Genomic DNA, 19632 nt, shown 5'->3' with positions numbered 1-19632 from the left:
CAATTAAATCTTGGATCTGTTTCCAGATGGCCAAGATTAGCTTAACCGCAGCAAGAATCTGTAAAAACAGACTCATGAACGATTCTCCTTTTGTTTTTTCGCAAGACGCTCACCTCCTAGAGTCAATATTTGATTGACAGAGTCCGGCGTTTTGCAGTAACGGCTACATATTCAATTACGTTTTTGGAACAAAATTTTTCTTGAATTCTAAAATAACTTTCGATTCATTATTAATTATTCTACTCGCTTATCTTCCAATTATTTCTTACTCATCAGTTCTCACTTAGCTCATCAATTCTCTCTTTTACTCACCAATTCTATTCTTCAATTATACTATAGATATTGTCATTTCGTGATTAAGTGAATACCAAAAAAGACTGTGGTATAAGTCTTAATAGTCCAATATTAAACAAACTTTTTTTGACGCGCGCCAGAACTCATCAATTTCCGTTCAAATCAAAATAACTGATTATCCTCAGTTCGGGATAATCAGTTATTTTGATTTGATACTCGATTGATAACCGAGTGCTGTCACAGTTTATTTTTCGGACTAACCTTTTGTTTGCTTTAATTTTAGAAGAGGCCCATTAAGAATTGGCCACCGTAAACGAGTGCGAAACTGTACGCGATAATCGATGCAGGTTTGCACAAGATGATAATCCAGGTAAATTTCTTCAATGACATTTCGGTTAAACCGGCCATCAAACATAACACATCATCCGGTGCGACCGGTAGGAAGATAGCGAGTGCGAAGAAGCGGGTGAAATTTTTCTTTTCAGTAATCGTGCCGATATATTTATCATAGGTTTTTTCACTAATCACGTGGAGGATAAAAGGTTTGCCGAATTGGCGCGCCAGCAAGAAGTTAAAAATGGAACCAATCGCAATCCCCACGTAGTTATAAACGAAACCCCAGACGGGCCCGAAGACGAGCACGCCGGCTGCGGTACTAATCCCGCCCGGAATGACCGGGATGACGACTTGAATGATTTGAATCGTGATAAAAATAATCGGTCCAACCATCACTGACTGCCCCAGGTAATGCTGTAAGGCCGTTGTGTTACTGAATAATCCTAATCGTGACCAATAAACTGCTAGCGCAATGCTGCCGATTAATGCCATGATCGATGTCATACTAATCAACCGTCTTGAGATTACCGCACTCATCCCCGTCACCCTTTCTACTATCACTTTATTTATAATTTAGCACATTAACACGCGCGTTGTTGTCCGTCGATAGTCTGATTTATAAAATCTTAATGATTTAATAGCCGACAATAAAACAGCGAATACTAATTCGTATTCACTATTTTATAAGACGCACTAACTACAACGCTAATTTTATGCCTCGTATTGTTCCAATATTGCTCTAAATGGGATTAACCCTTGAGCGTGATACTTTTTAATAAACGCTTCAACGGCTTGTGGATCTTGCGTTTCAGGATCAATCACCAATTGTTCAACTGGTAATGGTCGTTCGTTAGCAATCTTCACATCGATTACAACCGGCCCCTTAGCGATTTTAGCGGCTGCAAAGGCGGTTTTTAATTCGGTTAAATTATGCACCGTGAAACCTTGTGCTCCGAGTGCGGTTGCGACCGCACCGTAATCCGCACCTTGGATGGCCACGCCTGAATGGGGTTGGCCTTTATCATCTTGTTCTGCTTCAATAAATCCGAATGAATCGTTGCTTAACACGACGTTGATGATTGGCATCTGATATTTGGCTTGCGTAATGATATCTTGCATGACCATCGTGAAGCCACCATCACCACTGATTGACCAAACTTGACGATCAGGAAAAGCGGTTTGGGTGCCGATAGCGGCTGGTACCGCACAACCCATTGTGGCGTACCAAGCCGATAAGGTCATCTTTTGGCCCGGATGCATGTCTAAGAACCGCACGCCGTCGATTGAAACATTGCCGACATCTAAGTTAAAAATGGCATCGTCATTCGCCATTTCATTAATCGCTTTGAAGACGGGTTCGACCCGCATTGGAACTTGATCACTCTCAGTAAAACCAGCTTTCCAATCTTCCCAGTTGGCTTTATTAGCCATGGCGGCTTGGTAGAAATCAGTTGGCGTTTCCACTGCTTGACTCGCATCTAGTAAGGCTTGTAAGGCTGTTTTAGCGTCCGCCAAAATACCGACATCGACATGGTGGCGGTGACCAATTTTAGTGGCATCAATATCAATTTGAATAAATTTAGCGTCCGGTTTGAAGAAATACGCGCCAAATTCATAATTACTGCCAACAAAAAGGATTAAATCGGCAGCTTTCGCTAAATCGACCCCCGGTTTGGTCGCGACCCGGCCAGCCGAAACCATGTAAGCTGGGTTTTGGTCAGCGATAATGCCTTTCGCCAACGCTGAAGACATCATTGGCATTTTTAATTTTTCTGATAAAGCCCCGATTTGTTGACCCGCGGCTTTGGCACCTTGGCCAAAATAAATAATCGGGTGTTTGGCCGCTTTAATCAATTTCAAAGCATCAGTAATATCAGTCGTCCGTGGTAACGGATAATGGCCTTGTTGGAATAGATTGGCCGTTGGTTCGAAATTATCGTCGATTGCTTGCCAACCTAAATCAGTTGGAATCGTGACGACCGCGACACCATTGTGTTTATAGGCCTGTTGGATTGCTTGATCGACGACTGCCGGCATTTGTGCCGCAGTCATGACCGTCCGATTGTAGACCGCGACATCCGCAAACATTGGATTTTCATTCATTTCTTGGAAATAATCCGTGTTCATCATATTCGTCGCTACTTGACCAACTAAAGCCAACATCGGAACGTTATCGTATTTAGCATCATATAACCCATTTAATAAATGAACGGCACCAGGCCCCGCTGAACCAAACGCGGCGGCAATTTTACCCGTCACCTTCGCTTCGCCGGCAGCGGCAAGTGTCCCCACTTCTTCGTGCCGAACTTGAATATAACGCATTGTTTTTTGGCGATTGTGTAACGCATTCATCGTCGAATCAAAAGAGCCACCAGGCAAGCCGAAAATGTGGTCGATACCCCACGCCTCCATGACTTTTAACATTGCATCTGATGCATTTATTTTTTCTACCAATTAGAAAGCCTCCAATTAAAATTCAACGTTCATGTCTATTATACGAGCATCAATGTAAGCGGTAAACTAAAAAGCATTTTAACGACTGATTTCAGCCGTTTTGACTGGTAACAAAGACGCTTTTCTGCTATGCTTGCAGTGTCTTAGATAATAATGATTATTAATAATGAACAGTTTTTTGAGGAGGATGTTAATATGGCTATTGAACCAAAAGATGCCCAAGATGTTTTTAAAGATGCTGGCGAAAATATTATTTTTACAACTCAGGAATTACACCGTAAGGATTATCAAAGTGATCGCGATGCGATTTCAGAATTGGCGGAGCGTCTCCCAGCCATTATTAATAGTATGAATATCCGTTATCCGGATGCGCATTTAAGCGTTGCGTTTGGGATTGGTTCTGACGCTTGGGATTATTTGTTCCCTAACGCCCCCAAACCAAAACAGCTTGAACCTTTTACAACCATTCCAAGCCCCAAACACGATGCGGTCGCAACGGGCGGCGATTTGTTCTACCATATTCGCGCTAAAGAAATGGCCGTTTGTTACGAAGTCATGGATCAATTGATGCAATTCATCGGCGACAACGTGACAACGATTGATGAAACCCACGGCTTCCGCTATTTCGAAGGCCGAGCAATCATCGGTTTCATCGATGGCACCGAAAATCCTGCGATTAACGAAACGGCTGAATACGCCTTAGTCGGTGACGAAGATCCCGAATTTGAAAATGGCTCATACGCCTTTTCCCAGAAATACATCCACGCGATGGATACTTGGAATAAGACAGCCACTGAAGAACAAGAAAAAACAATCGGTCGTAAGAAATTTTCTGATTTAGAATTACGTGATGCTGAAAAACCAACGAATGCTCACAACGTCGTTTCACAAGACAACGAAGACGGCGTTGAACATAAAATCGTTCGCATGAACGTCCCTTACGCCAACCCCGGCGAAAAAATGACCGGTACGTATTTCATCGGTTATTCGCGCGAATGGGCCGTCACGAAACGGATGTTAACCAACATGTTCGTCGGCAAACCAGCTGGCAACTACGATCACCTACTAGATTTCAGCGAACCAACCACCGGCGCGTTATTCTTCATCCCATCAAAAACAGTATTAACTAAGATAGCGGAAGAAGAAATTTAGAGCGCTGACAAGCCTGGTTAACTTCTGAGTATAGCCTAGAGTAATCAATTATGACTGCACTATAGTCATGATTCATTATTTGTAGCTAGGCGGAAGAAGCTAGCTCAGAAACACGTTTAGAGCGTGAGCCCTCGCGGGAGGTTCCGAGCATTAGCCTAGTTCCGTGAATAAAGCTGGGTTATAGCTTTATTTGCGAAACGTAGCTAAGCACAGAAATCTGGCAGCAAAAGCGTGTTTAGAGCGCTGACAAGCCTGGTTAACTTCTGAGTATAGCCTAGAGTAATCAATTATGACCGGTTTTAGTCATAGTTGATTACTCGTAGCTAAACGGAAGAAGTTGGCTTGGAAGCGCGTTTAGAGCGCTGACTCGAGTTGGTCAGGCTTTGAGGATTAACCTAGGAACTCAAATTACGGTCGGGTTTAACCGTGGTTTGAATTCCGTAGTTAACCGGAAAAGGCTACTCGAGAAGCGCGTTTTCGTTAGAGCGCTGATTGAGCGTTTAAACCTTGAGCATAACCTAAAAATCTGCATTATGATTTGAATTTTAATCATAATGCAGATTTTGTAGTTAGGCGGAAAGGTTTGCTCAAGAAGCGCGTTTACAAAGCAGCCCACACACAAAAATAAAAACCCGTTAATCAATAGCGATTAACGGATTTTTATTTGCAAGGACGATTCTTTGACTTTCAATTTCACACTTGGTAAACTACCGTATACTTACTTTTTATAAGAGAAAATAATGAGGCGATTTGATAATGACAGATACGATGCAAGCCGTTGTGATTAACCAATACGGCGATGAACACCAATTAGAAATGGCGACATTACCAATCCCAACACTTGGTGCACACCAAGTGTTAGTCCAAGTGAAAGCCACTTCCATCAATCCAATTGATTGGAAATTACGCGAAGGTTACCTACAGAAGATGTTCGACTGGACTTTCCCAATCGTTTTAGGCTGGGATTTAGCCGGCATCATCACCCAAGTCGGCGTTGACGTAACCGATTGGCAAGTTGGCGATGAAGTCTTCGCGCGCCCTGACACCACTAATCGTGGGACTTACGCTGAATTCGCAGCGGTTGACGACCATTTATTAGCGCACAAACCAGCCAACGTTTCTTTTGCAGAAGCAGCCGCTGTGCCATTAGCCGGTGAAACTGCTTGGCAAGCCCTTTTTGAACACGGTCAATTAAAGGCCGGGCAAACCGTCTTAGTCCAAGCTGGTTCAGGCGGTGTCGGTTCTTACGCGATTCAACTCGCCAAAGCAGCTGGTGCCCACGTCATTACAACGACTAGCGCCAAGCATTTCGACCTCGTTCGCGACTTAGGCGCCGATGAAATAATTGATTACCGAACTGAAAAAATCACCGATAAAATTCATAACATTGATTTAGTCATCGATACCCTCGGTGGCCAAAGTCAGATTGATGCTTGGCAAGTGCTCAATCCTCAAACTGGTCGGCAAATTTCGATTGTCGGTCCCGCTGAACAAACACCCGCAATCATTGCGGATACGACTTTAACCTTTAAAGCGATTTGGTTGATACCCAGTGGCGCTGACCTGACTGCGATTGCCGACCTAATGGCGGCCAAAAAGGTTAAATCAGTGATTGATTCCACAATTCCTTTTTCAGCAGCCGGCTTAATTCAAGCCCATCAATTGAGTGCGACGAACCACGCGACTGGTAAAATTGTGATTACTTTTTAAATGAACACCAAAACCATTAACAATTCAAAATTTGTTAATGGTTTTTTTGTTGTTCAGTTTGCAAATTAACCCCGTTAACAGAAAGTGATTGCTTAATGAATAGGGTTAATAGTATAATTTAAGACACTGAACAAAAGGAGGATGTTTTAATGCAAAATTCAACAAAAACACGCGCTGAACTCAAAAGCGAAGTTAAGTCGCTATTTGCTGGCCATTGGGGATTGGCCGTCAGATTAAACTTAGTACCAGTTCTTTTAACGATTTTAGGGCTACTGATTAGTGGGATGGCGATTGTAGCGCTACTTGCTTTTTTCGTCACCACACCTGATGTCATCAGTAGCTCAGCCGATGGTGCCGGTAGCAGTGCTAGTTCACCATTCGGCAGTACCATCGGTAGTTTCGTCGTTAGCCTGATTATGGTTGGGATCAGCTTTACATCCCTCGATTGGTTGCGGACTAAAGAAGCTGACTTTGGTGTCTTGAAAGGTGCCTTCAGCGTCTTTTCGAAACGCTATTTCTTAGGCGTTTTCGTGATTCAATTACTTGTTAATCTTTTTACTTTCTTATGGGCCCTTTTATTGATTATTCCTGGAATTATCAAAGGTTATTCTTATTCACAAGCTAATCTAATTTTTAAAGATTTAACGGATGCTGATCCAGAAGCTGATGTTAGCTACTTTGACTGCATTACTAAGAGTCGCAAGTTAATGGATGGTCATAAATGGCGCTTCTTCGTTCTTCAATTGAGCTTCATTGGCTGGGATATCCTCGCTTGCTGTACTTTCGGTATCGGGTATATCTGGTTAGCCCCTTATAAAAATGCAACTTACGCAGCTTTCTACAAAGACTTAGTTGATTAATTAGCAATAGCGATTCTCAAACTTGAGAATCGCTATTTTTTGTTGTACGGTGGAGCTAAGATAAAGGACGTGATTTTATGACCATTAATCATCAAATAACCTTAGATGCCGATTTGAATTGGCAACTCACTTCAGGAACGATCCCGACGCCGGCCGCCGACGAACTCTTAATCAAAGTCCTCGCTACCAGTTTGAATCCGGTTGACTTAAAACGCCGAACGGTTACTAAGACCGTCCTCGGTTATGACGGCTACGGCGAAATCATCGCTTGTGGCACCGCCGTCACTGATTGGCACGCGGGCCAACTCGTCTATTATGCGGGCACGACCCAAAAAGACGGTAGTTTCCAAGACTATCAAGTCGTGACCGCCGCAATTTGTGCCTTAGCCCCAACTGGTTTAACTGTGTCCGAAACTGCCGGACTCCCCCTCGTTAGCTTAACCGCTTATGAACTACTCTTCGAACAATTTCATTTTCCAGCCCAAGCCAATGCTAATTTAGGCAAAAAACTATTAATCATCAACGGCGCGGGTGGTGTCGGTTCAATCATGAGCCAACTGGCTAAATGGACCGGTTTTGAAGTCTATGCCACTAGTAGCCCCAGTCATTTCGATTGGTTAACAAGCAACGGCGTCGGCTTTCCAATTGATTACCATAATGATCGTTCACATAAAACGCTAGCCGATTATCCCGATCAAACCTTTGATGCGATTGCCGTTTTATACGACATGACTGACTACCTCCCTGAAATCACACGGTTAATCAAACCGTTTGGACAAGTCGGCTCAATTGTCGGTACCGCCGAACCACTGGCGTTAACCCTTTTGAAAGCCAAATCGATTTCTTTTGCGTGGGAATACATGTTTACCAAAACGGATTACAACTATCAAGTCGCGAGCCAAGGGCAGATATTGCAACAAATCGCCAATCTTATAACAGCTGGCACCCTACACCCGATCACGACCCAAGATTATCAAGGTTTGACGGTTGCGACTTTCGATGCCATCGCGGCCGAATTAACGACCGGTCATCTGCCTGGTAAGAAAGTGATTGTTTATTAAACTATGGCTATAAAAAAGGCGTTAAATTCCGGATATGGAATTTAACGCCTTTTTTGGTTTGCAACAACTTCCGCTTAATCTAAAATAGCGTATTATGACTGAAAATCGTCATAATTCGCTATTTTTATTAATGCTCAGTTGCTGCCCGCAACCAACACACTCGTATTTTTTAAACGCGCTTCTCGAGTAGCCTTTTCCGGTTAACTTCAGGATCCAAATTATGGTTAAACCCAACCATAATCTGTATCCTTAGGTTAATCCTCAAAGCCTAACCAACTCGAGTCAGCGCTCTTATTCTAGTAATCCATATTTGATCTTAAATCGTTTGATGATTCTGGACCACGATTCGTAGAACAAGAAGAGAAAAAAGACATTCGACAACGCGTGCGCTAAATCGAAGTAGAAGCTAGCTACATAGGCGGCAATGAACGTTTTAACCGTCAACGGATTAACGTAGGCCACGACGTACCATAGATTCATGATCCAACCGAATAAGAAACCCCAGACAAAACCAAAGACACAGAGCCAATACTTATTCTGAGCCCATTTATACCGGCCAATTAAGCCGGCGGTGACGCCCATCATACCCCAACAAAACATTTGCCAAGGTGTCCATGGCCCCTGTCCAAGGAACATGTTTGAGACAATCGCCGCCGTTGAGCCCACGATGAACCCCGATTCTGGGCCTAAAACCAACGCTGAAACGATAATCACAAAGCTAGTTGGTTGTACACTCGGTAGTGGTGCGAATGGTACCCGACTAACTGCGGCAATCGCGGCCAGCACTGCGATAAAAATGATCTCGCGGGCCCGAATATCCCGAGTCTCAAAACGCCAATAAAACGGCAACATACTGGCCACTAAACAAATTAAACTGAACAGTAGAAAGTGTTGACCTTGAAGTGTGACGATAAAGAGGAGGAATATCGCCATAATGATAAATGCTAGGCCAAACGACGACCAACTATTTTTTAGAATTGACTTCATACGCGCACTTCCTCCCAATTCAACGCGGCCGGTAATTGCGACCGCAACATCCGATTAACCGCTGTTGTATAAAAGAAATTATGGGCAAAAAAGTCATACGGTTCTTCTTGTGAGACCACTTCACCGTCAAATAAAAGAGCACATTGTGTCGCAAAGCGTGCGCTAAACTCCATATCATGACTGGCCATCACAATTGTTAAACCGTCATTCTGTAGTTGCCGTAAAAGTTGTCCTAATTGCTGTTTCCGTAGCGGATCTAACCCCTTAGTCGGTTCATCCAACAACAAAAGTTCTGGTTGCGACATTAAGATAATGCCCAACGCAATCAATTGTTGTTCACCACCACTGGCATCGTGCGGATTGCGTTCTGCCAAATAGGTAATCCCTAATTTAGCCAACATTTCCTGGGCAATATTGGTTGGATCGGGCAACTCTAGTTGTTGCGCGCGTTCAAAGAATTCCATTTGGACCGTATCATAACTGAAATGGTCACTCGGTGTTTGGGATAAATAACCTAATGTCTTGAATAAATCATCTGATGCCCATTTAGCCAATTTCTTCTGTTGTAACTTAATTTCACCCCGACGCGGTTGCAACAATCCGACCAGAGCTTTCAACAAAGTTGATTTACCCGTCCCATTTTTACCAACAATCGCGACCCAGTCGCCCGCTTGAACGGTTAAATTCAAATGTTCTAAAATAAAAGAATCGTTCTTTTCGTATTGGAAGCTCACATTCTTGACACTCAGAATTGGCGCTGCTTGGCTGACATTAATTGACCGCCGTACATGCTGGAGTTGCCAATGCCGTTGTTCAATTAGTTGTTTACCATTGACCACGGTTAGTGGCAATTCGGTAATTTGGTCTGGTTGAATCAACCCGTTTTGCAAGAAGACGTGTGGCACATCGGGGACGAAATCGCGTAATGCCGGTTTCTCCCAGATAGCTTGTAAGCCGCCAGTGACTGACCCTTGATAACTAATTTGACCTTGATCCATTAACCATAATTGGTTGGATAACGGTAAAATATCATCCAAATGATGTTCACTGATAATCACCGTAATCCCCAATTCATCGTGGACCCGTTGCAACAAGCTGATGAATTCCTTCGTCGCAATCGGATCAAGTTGGGCGGTCGGTTCATCCAACAATAGTAAATCTGGCTGTAAGATTAAGACCGATGCTAAATTGACCAGCTGTTTTTGCCCACCTGATAAATCGTGGACTGACGCATATAATAGATCCTGAAAGCCTAAGAAACTAACTAATTCAGCAATTCGTTTTTGAATATTGGCATTCGGCACCCCAATATTCTCCAATGAAAATGCGAGTTCTTGAATCACCGTATCCATCACTAATTGATTATCCGGATTCTGGAAGACCATCCCAATTTTCTGGGCACTCTGGCTTTGCGGTAGGTCAACAAGCGGCTGTCCTTCAAATTCAATCTCACCTGAGCGTTCACCAACTGGCCATAATTCCTTTTTCAATTGACGTAATAATGTCGTTTTGCCACTACCAGAATTACCAGCCAATGTGATAAAATCGCCGTTATTAACCGTTAAATTGATATTCGTTAAATTCGGTTCCGTCGCGAGGGCGTATTGAAAATTTAGATTTGTTACTTGCGCAATGACCACCATAGATATTCCCATCCTTCTAACAATAGCGGTAAGCTATCAATTATTAATACAAACCATAAACACAACCAACCGGGTCCGGTCAGTTGGACCGACCCTAGCACTGGATAAATCGGTAACCGGCCAACACCGTGACTTGCTTGCCAAAAACAAAAGCTACTGATCCCGACCAACCCGGCCAAGAGCCAGCCATCACGTTGCGTAAAGCGATAACGTTGATAACTCGTTCGTTTTTGGGCGCCAAAACCGCGGGCCGTCATTGAATCAGCAGTCTGCAATGCTTCAACCAATGAATTGGTTAACAACACTTCCATTAACCGCATACCGGCATGCGCGCGTTCTCGCAATTTACCCGTTTCCATCTGAACACCACGCGTTTTTTGAACATTTTTGATATTCGTAAAGCGCCGAATAAACAGCGGTACAAAACGCATGGTAATCATCGTCAACAGCGTTAGTTGTGGCGAGATTCGCACAAACAAATACATAAACTTGTGATTGGTCATACTGTGATTATACGAAACGAAAACTAGCATCAATATCGCTAATGAAAGGGCCATTAATAGACCATAAACGACCGCTTCGGCCGTAATCACTGTCCCACCAATTGTCCAAATGATGTGCGCCCCGCGGTTATTAATAATCGGGTTCAACACAACGATGAAAACCATCATGAACAAGGCCCCTTGCAAAGTCGCAAAGGTCTTTTTTTGTTCCTTAGCGTTAAAATTAACCGCAATAACCACCACTAATTCAGCTAGCAAAAAAATCGGATGGATAAAGACCATCGAAAACGCAATCGCAATCACATAATACGCAAAAATAACGATTGGATTTAACTGATCAAAAACTAACTGTGATTTTAGCCCTGAGGCGCGTTGCGATCGTGTCCGAGATCTTCCGTATACATCCATTCAATGACATCTCCACTCTTGACGGTATAGCTACCACACGAATAATTAGGGAATACACCGTTGACGCGGTAGAGCCAACCACTTTGTGAACCCTTATCAAATTCGAATAACCCATTGATGCCTTGCACATAAACCGTGCTAGCCGCACCTTTATATGATAAAGCCATCCCGTGGCCGGCTGTATCACGTTTCAACACATCAATCACCTTGTCGCCATCATTCATGGCCACTGAATCGTGATTAATCAATAATTTATCGCCCTCACTAATCGGACCGTAAATGCTAACCGTTACTTTTTTAGTAGCCGGTTGTGCAGTTGTTGTTGTCTGCGCTTGTTGATTCGTATTGGCTGCCGGTTGTTTAGCAGCTTGACTAGCGGCGACTTGTTTAGCAGCCACTGCCGCTTGACTCGTTGAAGCGGCTGCTTGTTGATCAGCAACTTGTTTTGTCGATGACGCTTGGGCCGCTTTTTCAACAGCGACTTTCTGACTGCTACTAGCTTGACTAGCAGCGACTTTCTTTTCAGATTCCGCTTTAGCAGATTCAGCTTTTTTAGAAGCCTTAGTCGTCTTAGCCGATTTCTTAGCTTTGGCTTTACCCTTTAACCCAATTTCTTGAGGTTGGGCATCTTTAGAACCACTTTTCTTTTTTGAAACTTGGCTGCTGCTTGTCGCTGAGCTCTGACTCTTATTCACACTGGCATACGCGCCATAGCTAATCCCCAACACAACTAATAAACTAGCAATAATCTCGATAATTCTTTTCTTCGACATATGAAAGCCTCCTAAGCTTCTTTAACCGATTTCTTCCGTAAAACCCCTAGCGTACCAACAACTAATACTAAACCAATCACGCTGCTAGCAACCGCTGTTTTAACCCCAGTTTGTGGTAAGAAACCAACATCAGTTGAACCGCTGTTACCATCATCCGTTGTGCCAGGAATTGTTAGTGGTGCCGTTTTTGTTTGATCAATTCCTTTTTTAGGAACAGGCACTGGATTCGTAATTGTGTCAGGCACTTTAGCGGGATAAAATGGTGTCGCTGGATTTGCAACGAAATCATAGACACTCCCTTGCCCAGCTGCATTCAATTGATAGGCTTTCATGGCTAATAATGCTTGGCCCATCGCCATTGAGGTTGAATAGTCAGCTTTAAAAATACCGTCGTTACCTTGGAATTTCAATAAAGCTGCTAATGCTGAATCACCACCATTTTTAACGGTATTGGCATCGATACCCATTGTTGATAGGGCAACAATCGCCATTGCTGTACTATTACTGTTTGATGTCGTAGCGCCAGCGTAGCCAAATCCGCCATCTGTCATTTGAGCCGATTGGATATACGCCGTTGAATTTTTCAACAATTCGTTTGTTTCGCTGATTAATTGGTCCGTTAATGGATATGTTTGAGCAGTCGCCACCGTTGTCTTCAAAGCGATGGTGGCAATGGCAGTCGTATCTAAATCTTTGATGAAGACGCCATCTGTTTCATAACCCCAGCCAGCATTACCATAATCATCAGCTTCGGTTACTAAATATTGCACTAAATCCTTAACCGTAAACTGTGCATTAGTAGGGGCTTGATAATGTCCACTAACCAACGCTAATAAGATAGTGGCCGTCATATAAGTGCCTTGTTTAGTCACATCTTTAGTTTGATACAATTCATTGACGAGATTACGCCCAGCGAATTCCGTTGGGTTAATGCCCATTGCTTGTAAATTTAAAATTACCCGGGCAATATCGTTTGGTCGACTAATATTACCGGCTTTAGATTCAACTAGCATTTGATTATACAATGTTTTAATTTGTACTTTACTTAATTGGTTCGTCCGAGCAGCACCAAAAATAACATCTGAACCTGTAAATTGACCGTTCTTAATTTCAGTTGCGACCATGTCTTTAACCGGTGCGATTGTAGCCGATAAACTTTTATTGACTAAAGTTGCATCAACCGTTGTCGTTGGATTAGTTGGTGTGATTGGTTCAACAGGATCGGTTGGATCAACTGGGTCGACCGGATCAACTGGGTCTGTTGGGTCTGTTGGGTCTGTTGGGTCTGTTGGGTCTGTTGGGTCCACCGGATCTACTGGTGCCGCTGTTTTAAAATTATAAATTGAGCCTTTACCGGCCTTCATAAATTGATATTGGTCTAAAGCGTAAACTGATTGTTCAGTCGACATCGCTAAAGCCCCCATATCACTATCGAAAACCCAACGGAATTGACCGTCTGCTTTTTGGAACGCTAACAAACGACTAATCGGATTAGCACCGTTATCACCAACAATCGTAGCTGGATCCACATCGTTGGCCATTAATCCCATAATGGTCATTGCAATACTATTGGCATTTTCAATTTTTGAAAAAGCACTTGGAATTAAGAAACCGCCAGTATCTTTCAAGAATGTCGTTTTCAACATTGCCGTTGCCCGATCCATGGCAGTTTGAACGCCGGCCTGATCACGATGCATCCCTAAAGCAGTCATCGCCATCCCCGTAATATCTAAATCACTCTTAGAGCCGCCGAATGACCAACCCCCAGCTTGATTTTGAGCTTTCAAGAGGACTTGAATCATATCATCAATGGTTTGATTAGCTTCCGCGCCATAATCTTTCATGCTCAAAGCGACAATTGCGAAAATTTGACCATTAATCCCAGTTTTTTTAATATTCTCGGTGATCTTCGCAATTAAATTAATGCCATCAAAATTGGTTGCATCATCACCGATTGCTGTGACCCCAATCGCCGTTCGTTCTAAATCAGTAGGCGTAAATCGATCATCGCTAATCATACTCTCAACATCAGCTTTAAGAACAGCGCGATAAGCCTCTTTTTGGCTATCGGTCAGTTTAATCCCGGCTTGGACAATCGCTAAGGCACCCCAAGCACTTTGGTAATCGCCACCCAAAATTTGGTTGGCCCCCGCAGTAATCGCCGCTTGATAGTCCGTCTTCAACGGTGCTATCACTGTCGTCGTTTCTTTAGCACTAGCCGTCGAAGCTGATGGTGCGCTTGATTGCGCGACCTTCGCCGTTGATTGACTACTGCTAATGCTTGATTGACTGACACTCGAACTGCTCGTTGATTGTGCTGCCTGACTACTGCTGGCTGATGAGACTAAGCTACTGGTGCTAGCCTGATTCGCCTCAGCCGCTTGGACCCCTGTCACCGCCGTTAAAATAGGGGCTGTTAATAAAATACCAGCACAAACCGCTGTATAGATACTATGTCTTTGTTTCATTACACTCTCTCCTCGATTAACAATATGTAGTATATTAACCCGAAATACAGTTCCTAATTATACTACATATCGTATGATATGAAATATTGAACTTTATGATTTTCTATGGTAAGACGATGAAGGCTAAAGCGCCTAAAACGCCACCAACCAATGGTCCAACAACTGGGACCCAAGCGTATGACCAATCTGAATCACCTTTATTAGCAATTGGTAAAACAGCGTGTGCAATTCGTGGTCCTAAATCCCGAGCCGGATTAATCGCATAACCAGTCGTTCCACCCAGTGACAAGCCGATTGCTGTGATAATGACCCCAACAATTAAAGGATTTAAGCCGGCGGTTAATTGACCCCGTGTTAATCCCAAAAGTGCAAAGATTAAAATAAACGTCCCGATTAATTCACTCATAAAGTTCGCAAAAGGACTCCGAATAGCGGGACCGGTTGCAAATGTGCCTAAAATCGCGGCTTGATCCTTAGTTGCTGCCCAATGTGGGTAATATTGAACCCAAACCACGACGGCCCCTAAAAAGGCACCAATCATTTGAGCGAGAATAAATGGCAACACTGCTGACCATGGTGTTTTACCGATGACGGCAAAGGCTAACGTCACAGCCGGGTTTAAATGGGCCGGACCCATAAAGCTAGACGTATAAACACCGAGTGTGACGGCTAGTCCCCAACCAAGGGTAATCGCAATCCAACCGGCACCATTGGCCTTAGTTTTCGCTAGACTAACCCCGGCGACGACGCCATCCCCTAATAGTACTAATACAAAAGTCCCAATTAATTCGCCTAACGCTTGTACTGGAATCGAATTCATTTAACTGACCTCCAAAATCTTATTTTTCTAAAAATGCTGTAATCTTCTAATTTGTTGATACGCGGTTGGTGTCGCTGCAATAATGTGATTGGTCTTGAAGCGATTTAACCGATTACCATCCGTTTTGACGACCTTCAGGCCCAAGGATTCGGCTAAAATTTGTCCCGCCGCAAAATCCCAAGGATTCAAAGTCGCTAGGTAAGCAATATGCTTCCCATTCATAATTTCAATAAACTCGAGGCCGGCACTACCCATCACGCGAATGCCCGCACTCTTTTGTGCAATTTTAATTTCATTAAACCGATTGCCCAAAAATTGGCGCCAAGAGACGCCGACTAAACCGTCTTTCAATAAACTATCTTCTGGTGGCGTGACCGGCGTATCATTACAATAAACGCCGATATTGGGACCACCCCAATACAATTGATTTTTCATCACATCCATAATCGCGCCACAGATTGGCCGTTCACCATCGTAAACCCCAATCATAATGGCAAAACAATCACGTTTCTTAACTAGATTGAGCGTTCCATCAATTGGATCTACAAAAAAAGTTAACCCTTGCGCTGTGGTCAGATGTTGTTTAGGCGCTTCTTCGCCAATAATTAAAGCATCCGGATAATGTTTGTGTATCTGGGCCTCAATTTTAGCTTCAATCGTTGTATCTAAATTAGTGACTAAATCGTACTCGCCACTCTTTTGTTTAATATCTTGAATCTGTTCAACATTTTGACGTGCATATTCGGCACACGCTAAGACCCATGTTGTGACACGACTTACTAATTGTTTTTCGTCATACATCCAACTTCACCCATTACTCTAAATAATTTATTAGTTGCTCAATCCCTTGATTCGTCCGCGATGAAATCGTAAAAATATCATCGGCCCCGGCTAATTGCAGTTGCTGTTTAATATAATCCAAATCATGTGGTGAATCTGCTAAATCAGTCTTGGTAATCACACCAATCGCTGGTTTATGAAACATGTACGAAAACCCAGGCGAAAAAATCTGGCGTTTATCCTGGACACTTTGCATCATGACGATCACGTCCGTTTGATTCGCAGTCACGTTTAACGCCGAATATAAACGACGATGTTCTGTGAATTCACCCGGCGTATCGATCATACTATCGAAAAATTCAACCGCCTGGGTCTTATCGTATTCTTGCTTCTCACCTAATACACATTGCTTGAAGGTTGTTTTACCACAACCGACCGCACCGACTAATAACGCTCTTTTCATACTAATACACCTCATTTAATACTGTTTCCAGTCAAATTTTAAAAAAAATGGGTACACCAAAGAGTGCACCCATTAAAAACAGTACGACTCATACTTTTTTATCCCGAAAAAGCAAATCTATGGAAGTGTCTGACTCACGATATAATATCGTTTACAGTTGCGGGAACAGCACTGGGTTCACACCAGTTTCCTTCTTTTGTAATAGTACGTTAAGACCTTGTAATCTCAGGAATTGTGAACCCTAAATGATCTCTTAGAAAATAGCGACCAGCCGTCATCGCAGACTCGACATCACTCACTTCACCCGATAATACGAGTGACCCGCTAAAGCGATCAATAAATTCAATTTCCACTGCGCCAGCTTTAGAGGCAATATCAGAAACAATTGCCGCCGCTTCTGGTGGGGTAATCGTCATAATGCCTAACGCGATTCGGCGCTTATTTACCCCGATACTATCTAGAATCGCAGGTTCAGGATTCGCAATAATATGGGCAATTGTAATTTGTTTACCCGGAACGGATTCCTGGATAACTCGTTTTAATTGTGACGTCATTTTAGGGTTCCTTTCCACTGGTGCTGTTCATTTCATTAACTGTCGATAGACATCGCGTGCAATCACAATTTCTTCATCGGTTGGGATCACCAAAATTGTCACGGCACTGTCTGGTTGGCTAATGACTAATGCATTTGCTTGATTCTGTTGTTCATCAATCTTAACGTTCAAATAATCAAAATTGGCCATCACCTGACTTCTAATCAGACCGTCATGTTCACCGATGCCAGCGGTAAACACAATCGTGTCGACCCCGTTTAATTCGGCAACATACGAACCAATATAGGTTTGAATCCGGTGGACGAACATTTGTAAGGCTAAAGTGGCCCGTTGATTACCGCGAGCTGAGGCTTCTTCTAAATCACGAATATCGTTCGAATAACCTGAAATCCCGAGCAACCCAGATTTTCCATTTAAAACGGCTTTAATCTCAGCCGAGCTAAGCCCCTCTTGTTCTTCTAGAAATGGCACAATTTGTGGATCAATATCCCCAGAACGCGTGCCCATGATGAGACCCGCTAACGGTGTAAAGCCCATTGAATTATCCAGCGTTTGACCATCTTGAATGGCTGAAATACTAGCGCCACTCCCTAAATGACAACTGATAATTTTATGACTTTTCGCTGGGAATAACGCCTGGACCTGTTCAGTGATATATTGATGGCTAGGCCCATGGAAACCATACTTGCGAATACCATATTTTTCGTAGTATTCATATGGAATCGCATATAATGCATTTTGTTTAGGAATCGTCGAATTAAACGCCGTATCAAATATGGCAACTTGCATCGTGTTGGGTAGAATTTGTTTAAACGCCTTAATCCCCAGTAGATTAACTGGATTGTGTAATGGCGATAAAGTGGCCATTTCGTCAATTCGTTGTTCCACTAAATCATCAATCACGACGGCCTTTTGGTAATAATCCCCACCATTTGAAATTCGATGACCCACACCGTTAATTTCAGTCATTGCTTCAATTACTCTTTGTGCTAATAATTGATCAATCACTAATTGAACTGCGGTTACATGATCTTTAACTTGCAAGGTTTGTTCAATTTTTTGTTGCGGTGTTTTCATTGTGAATTGTGATTGCGTTTGGCCAATTCGTTCCACTTGACCACTGGCAATCACGTCTTCAGCTGGCATTAAATATAATTTAAATTTAAGCGAAGAACTACCTGAGTTAATTGCTAATATTTTGGCTGTCATTCATAAAACCCCTTTAATCACTCGTGATTAGTCTTACCCAATCACTTTCTTGTAAATTGCGGTTAAATCTTGATCTGTTGGGACAATCGGATTGCCTGGGAAAGTGCCGTCGGTTTTAGCAGCCGAAACAATTCGGTCAATCGCTTGGTTAGCGTCGGCTGATTTAATCCCAAACTTAACCAATGATTGTGGACAATTCATCGCCCGCATCATCGCTTTAATTTGATAAACAATCTTCTTGACGGCCACTTGATCACTGGTACTCCCGTTGATTAGCCCGGCTTTACGTGCGGCCGTTGCATATTTAGCCCGACTCTTAGGATCTTGGGCATTATATTCAACAACGTATGGTAAGACCATTGCACAAGCTAAACCATGCGGTACATGGAAGACAGCCCCTAATTGATGAGCAATCGCGTGCGTAATCCCTAACCCAGCTTGATTAAAAGCAATACCGGCCGCGTTAGAGGCTTGATGCACTTCATCTCGCAATTCATAGTTAGTGGGTTGTTGATAAACCTTGGTTAAATCGTGACAGATGACGCTGATGACCTTTTCAGCTAAAGCATCGGTGAACAGATTTGCATCTTTAGCGACCAAAGCTTCTAAGGCGTGCGTCAAAACGTCCAAGCCTGAAAAGGCAGAGACTGACTGTGGCGCACTCATCACTAATTCTGGGTACAAAAGTGCAATATCCGGAATTAAATAATCTTCAATAATTGGAAATTTAACGTTATTTTTTTCATCTGAAACAACCGCCGTGTTCGTGACTTCAGAGCCCGTCCCACTAGTGGTTGGAATCGCGATGAAACAATTAATTTTATGTTCACTGACTTTTTCACCGAAGAAACGAATCGCTTTAGCGGTATCAATCGCTGAACCACCACCAACGGCAACAATGACGGTTGGTTGGAATTGGTTGAATTGTGCGACACCACTTTGAATATTGGTTAACGGCGGATTCGGTTTAACATCTGCGAAAATTTCAGTCGTATTATTCGTATTAAAATGGGCGGTAATTTTCTTCAGTTCGTCACTGCCGTTTAAGAACGGATCGCAAACCAACATGATGTGTTGATTCATAATCGTATCTAATTGATCTAAGGCAGTTTGGCCTGAATAAATCTGCGTCCCCACGTGAAAATCTGACATAAGAC

General features: G+C 43.1%; 17 protein-coding genes and 1 riboswitch. Of the genes, 4 read left to right on the top strand and 13 right to left on the bottom strand.

All coding sequences use genetic code 11. From position 1 onward, the window contains the following. Positions 1-573 precede the first annotated feature (573 nt). On the bottom strand, positions 574-1167 hold the full coding sequence (locus tag LFUMFP_RS09770) for a TVP38/TMEM64 family protein (RefSeq protein ID WP_025083126.1): 594 nt from the start codon (positions 1165-1167) through the stop codon (positions 574-576). Positions 1168-1341: 174 nt separating this feature from the next. After that, entirely contained in the window at positions 1342-3084 is a 1743-nt protein-coding gene (spxB, locus tag LFUMFP_RS09765; RefSeq protein ID WP_056950715.1) for a pyruvate oxidase, read from the bottom strand. A gap of 195 nt (positions 3085-3279) precedes the next feature. On the opposite strand from spxB, the gene LFUMFP_RS09760 reads away from it, so the two are divergent. The 4 genes from LFUMFP_RS09760 to LFUMFP_RS09745 all read left to right on the top strand — a co-directional run bounded on the left by LFUMFP_RS09760 (position 3280) and on the right by LFUMFP_RS09745 (position 7867). Beyond that, positions 3280-4236: a Dyp-type peroxidase gene (locus LFUMFP_RS09760; RefSeq protein ID WP_106483571.1), complete on the top strand. Its 957-nt coding sequence runs from the start codon at positions 3280-3282 to the stop codon at positions 4234-4236. 768 nt (positions 4237-5004) lie between these two features. Then, positions 5005-5946, top strand: a complete 942-nt coding sequence (locus tag LFUMFP_RS09755; RefSeq protein ID WP_199190611.1) for an NADP-dependent oxidoreductase — start codon at positions 5005-5007, stop codon at positions 5944-5946. 149 nt (positions 5947-6095) lie between these two features. Next, complete coding sequence (locus LFUMFP_RS09750) at positions 6096-6806, top strand: DUF975 family protein (protein WP_106483569.1); 711 nt, start codon at positions 6096-6098, stop codon at positions 6804-6806. Positions 6807-6883: 77 nt separating this feature from the next. Further along, positions 6884-7867, top strand: a complete 984-nt coding sequence (locus LFUMFP_RS09745; protein ID WP_025083123.1) for an alcohol dehydrogenase catalytic domain-containing protein — start codon at positions 6884-6886, stop codon at positions 7865-7867. 291 nt (positions 7868-8158) lie between these two features. Here the strand turns inward: LFUMFP_RS09745 and LFUMFP_RS09740 are convergent, their stop codons facing one another. The 11 genes from LFUMFP_RS09740 to LFUMFP_RS09690 all read right to left on the bottom strand — a co-directional run bounded on the left by LFUMFP_RS09740 (position 8159) and on the right by LFUMFP_RS09690 (position 19627). Beyond that, positions 8159-8854 (bottom strand): ECF transporter S component, encoded by a 696-nt coding sequence (locus LFUMFP_RS09740; protein ID WP_025083122.1) that lies wholly within the window; start codon positions 8852-8854, stop codon positions 8159-8161. Further along, positions 8851-10497 (bottom strand): ABC transporter ATP-binding protein, encoded by a 1647-nt coding sequence (locus tag LFUMFP_RS09735; RefSeq protein ID WP_106483568.1) that lies wholly within the window; start codon positions 10495-10497, stop codon positions 8851-8853. The genes LFUMFP_RS09740 and LFUMFP_RS09735 overlap by 4 nt, the downstream gene beginning before the upstream one ends. Next, positions 10476-11408 (bottom strand): energy-coupling factor transporter transmembrane component T, encoded by a 933-nt coding sequence (locus LFUMFP_RS09730; RefSeq protein WP_106483567.1) that lies wholly within the window; start codon positions 11406-11408, stop codon positions 10476-10478. The genes LFUMFP_RS09735 and LFUMFP_RS09730 overlap by 22 nt, the downstream gene beginning before the upstream one ends. After that, complete coding sequence (locus LFUMFP_RS09725) at positions 11357-12181, bottom strand: DUF4430 domain-containing protein (RefSeq protein WP_106483566.1); 825 nt, start codon at positions 12179-12181, stop codon at positions 11357-11359. Before LFUMFP_RS09725 ends, LFUMFP_RS09730 begins: the two co-directional genes overlap by 52 nt. An 11-nt stretch (positions 12182-12192) precedes the next feature. After that, complete coding sequence (locus tag LFUMFP_RS09925) at positions 12193-14649, bottom strand: prenyltransferase/squalene oxidase repeat-containing protein (protein WP_106483565.1); 2457 nt, start codon at positions 14647-14649, stop codon at positions 12193-12195. Between the two features lie 103 nt (positions 14650-14752). Then, the gene (locus LFUMFP_RS09715) at positions 14753-15460 is read right to left on the bottom strand and encodes an MIP/aquaporin family protein (RefSeq protein ID WP_162149961.1); all 708 of its coding nucleotides are present in this window, start codon (positions 15458-15460) and stop codon (positions 14753-14755) included. Positions 15461-15496: 36 nt separating this feature from the next. Further along, positions 15497-16270 (bottom strand): inositol monophosphatase family protein, encoded by a 774-nt coding sequence (locus LFUMFP_RS09710; RefSeq protein ID WP_025083116.1) that lies wholly within the window; start codon positions 16268-16270, stop codon positions 15497-15499. 13 nt (positions 16271-16283) lie between these two features. Continuing rightward, positions 16284-16712, bottom strand: a complete 429-nt coding sequence (locus tag LFUMFP_RS09705) for a EutP/PduV family microcompartment system protein (protein ID WP_035439015.1) — start codon at positions 16710-16712, stop codon at positions 16284-16286. A gap of 104 nt (positions 16713-16816) precedes the next feature. Continuing rightward, positions 16817-16947, bottom strand: a riboswitch (cobalamin riboswitch). Continuing rightward, positions 16922-17266, bottom strand: a complete 345-nt coding sequence (locus LFUMFP_RS09700) for a BMC domain-containing protein (protein WP_025083115.1) — start codon at positions 17264-17266, stop codon at positions 16922-16924. It overlaps the preceding riboswitch by 26 nt. A 27-nt stretch (positions 17267-17293) precedes the next feature. Then, positions 17294-18475 (bottom strand): acetate/propionate family kinase, encoded by a 1182-nt coding sequence (locus tag LFUMFP_RS09695; RefSeq protein WP_025083114.1) that lies wholly within the window; start codon positions 18473-18475, stop codon positions 17294-17296. Between the two features lie 33 nt (positions 18476-18508). After that, positions 18509-19627 carry a 1-propanol dehydrogenase PduQ gene (locus LFUMFP_RS09690; protein WP_106483564.1) on the bottom strand — a complete coding sequence of 373 codons (1119 nt, stop codon included), beginning with the start codon at positions 19625-19627 and terminating at the stop codon, positions 18509-18511. Positions 19628-19632: the final 5 nt, after the last annotated feature.

The sequence above is a fragment of the Latilactobacillus fuchuensis genome, from assembly GCF_900258455.1.
Lineage (GTDB): Bacteria > Bacillota > Bacilli > Lactobacillales > Lactobacillaceae > Latilactobacillus > Latilactobacillus fuchuensis.
Note: the sequence above shows the minus strand (reverse complement) of the source record. Positions and strands in the feature narration are given on the sequence as shown.

Bases quoted from the DNA above. Each gene is read 5' to 3' on its own strand.
- LFUMFP_RS09725 (WP_106483566.1), bottom strand. From the start codon at position 12,181: ATGTCGAAGAAAAGAATTATCGAGATTATTGCTAGTTTATTAGTTGTG.
- LFUMFP_RS09760 (WP_106483571.1), top strand. From the start codon at position 3,280: ATGGCTATTGAACCAAAAGATGCCCAAGATGTTTTTAAAGATGCTGGC.
- LFUMFP_RS09925 (WP_106483565.1), bottom strand. From the start codon at position 14,649: ATGAAACAAAGACATAGTATCTATACAGCGGTTTGTGCTGGTATTTTA.
- LFUMFP_RS09745 (WP_025083123.1), top strand. From the start codon at position 6,884: ATGACCATTAATCATCAAATAACCTTAGATGCCGATTTGAATTGGCAA.
- LFUMFP_RS09700 (WP_025083115.1), bottom strand. From the start codon at position 17,266: ATGACGTCACAATTAAAACGAGTTATCCAGGAATCCGTTCCGGGTAAA.
- LFUMFP_RS09705 (WP_035439015.1), bottom strand. From the start codon at position 16,712: ATGAAAAGAGCGTTATTAGTCGGTGCGGTCGGTTGTGGTAAAACAACC.
- LFUMFP_RS09690 (WP_106483564.1), bottom strand. From the start codon at position 19,627: ATGTCAGATTTTCACGTGGGGACGCAGATTTATTCAGGCCAAACTGCC.
- LFUMFP_RS09770 (WP_025083126.1), bottom strand. From the start codon at position 1,167: ATGAGTGCGGTAATCTCAAGACGGTTGATTAGTATGACATCGATCATG.
- LFUMFP_RS09695 (WP_025083114.1), bottom strand. From the start codon at position 18,475: ATGACAGCCAAAATATTAGCAATTAACTCAGGTAGTTCTTCGCTTAAA.
- LFUMFP_RS09730 (WP_106483567.1), bottom strand. From the start codon at position 11,408: ATGGATGTATACGGAAGATCTCGGACACGATCGCAACGCGCCTCAGGG.
- LFUMFP_RS09755 (WP_199190611.1), top strand. From the start codon at position 5,005: ATGCAAGCCGTTGTGATTAACCAATACGGCGATGAACACCAATTAGAA.
- LFUMFP_RS09750 (WP_106483569.1), top strand. From the start codon at position 6,096: ATGCAAAATTCAACAAAAACACGCGCTGAACTCAAAAGCGAAGTTAAG.
- LFUMFP_RS09740 (WP_025083122.1), bottom strand. From the start codon at position 8,854: ATGAAGTCAATTCTAAAAAATAGTTGGTCGTCGTTTGGCCTAGCATTT.
- LFUMFP_RS09735 (WP_106483568.1), bottom strand. From the start codon at position 10,497: ATGGTGGTCATTGCGCAAGTAACAAATCTAAATTTTCAATACGCCCTC.
- LFUMFP_RS09710 (WP_025083116.1), bottom strand. From the start codon at position 16,270: ATGTATGACGAAAAACAATTAGTAAGTCGTGTCACAACATGGGTCTTA.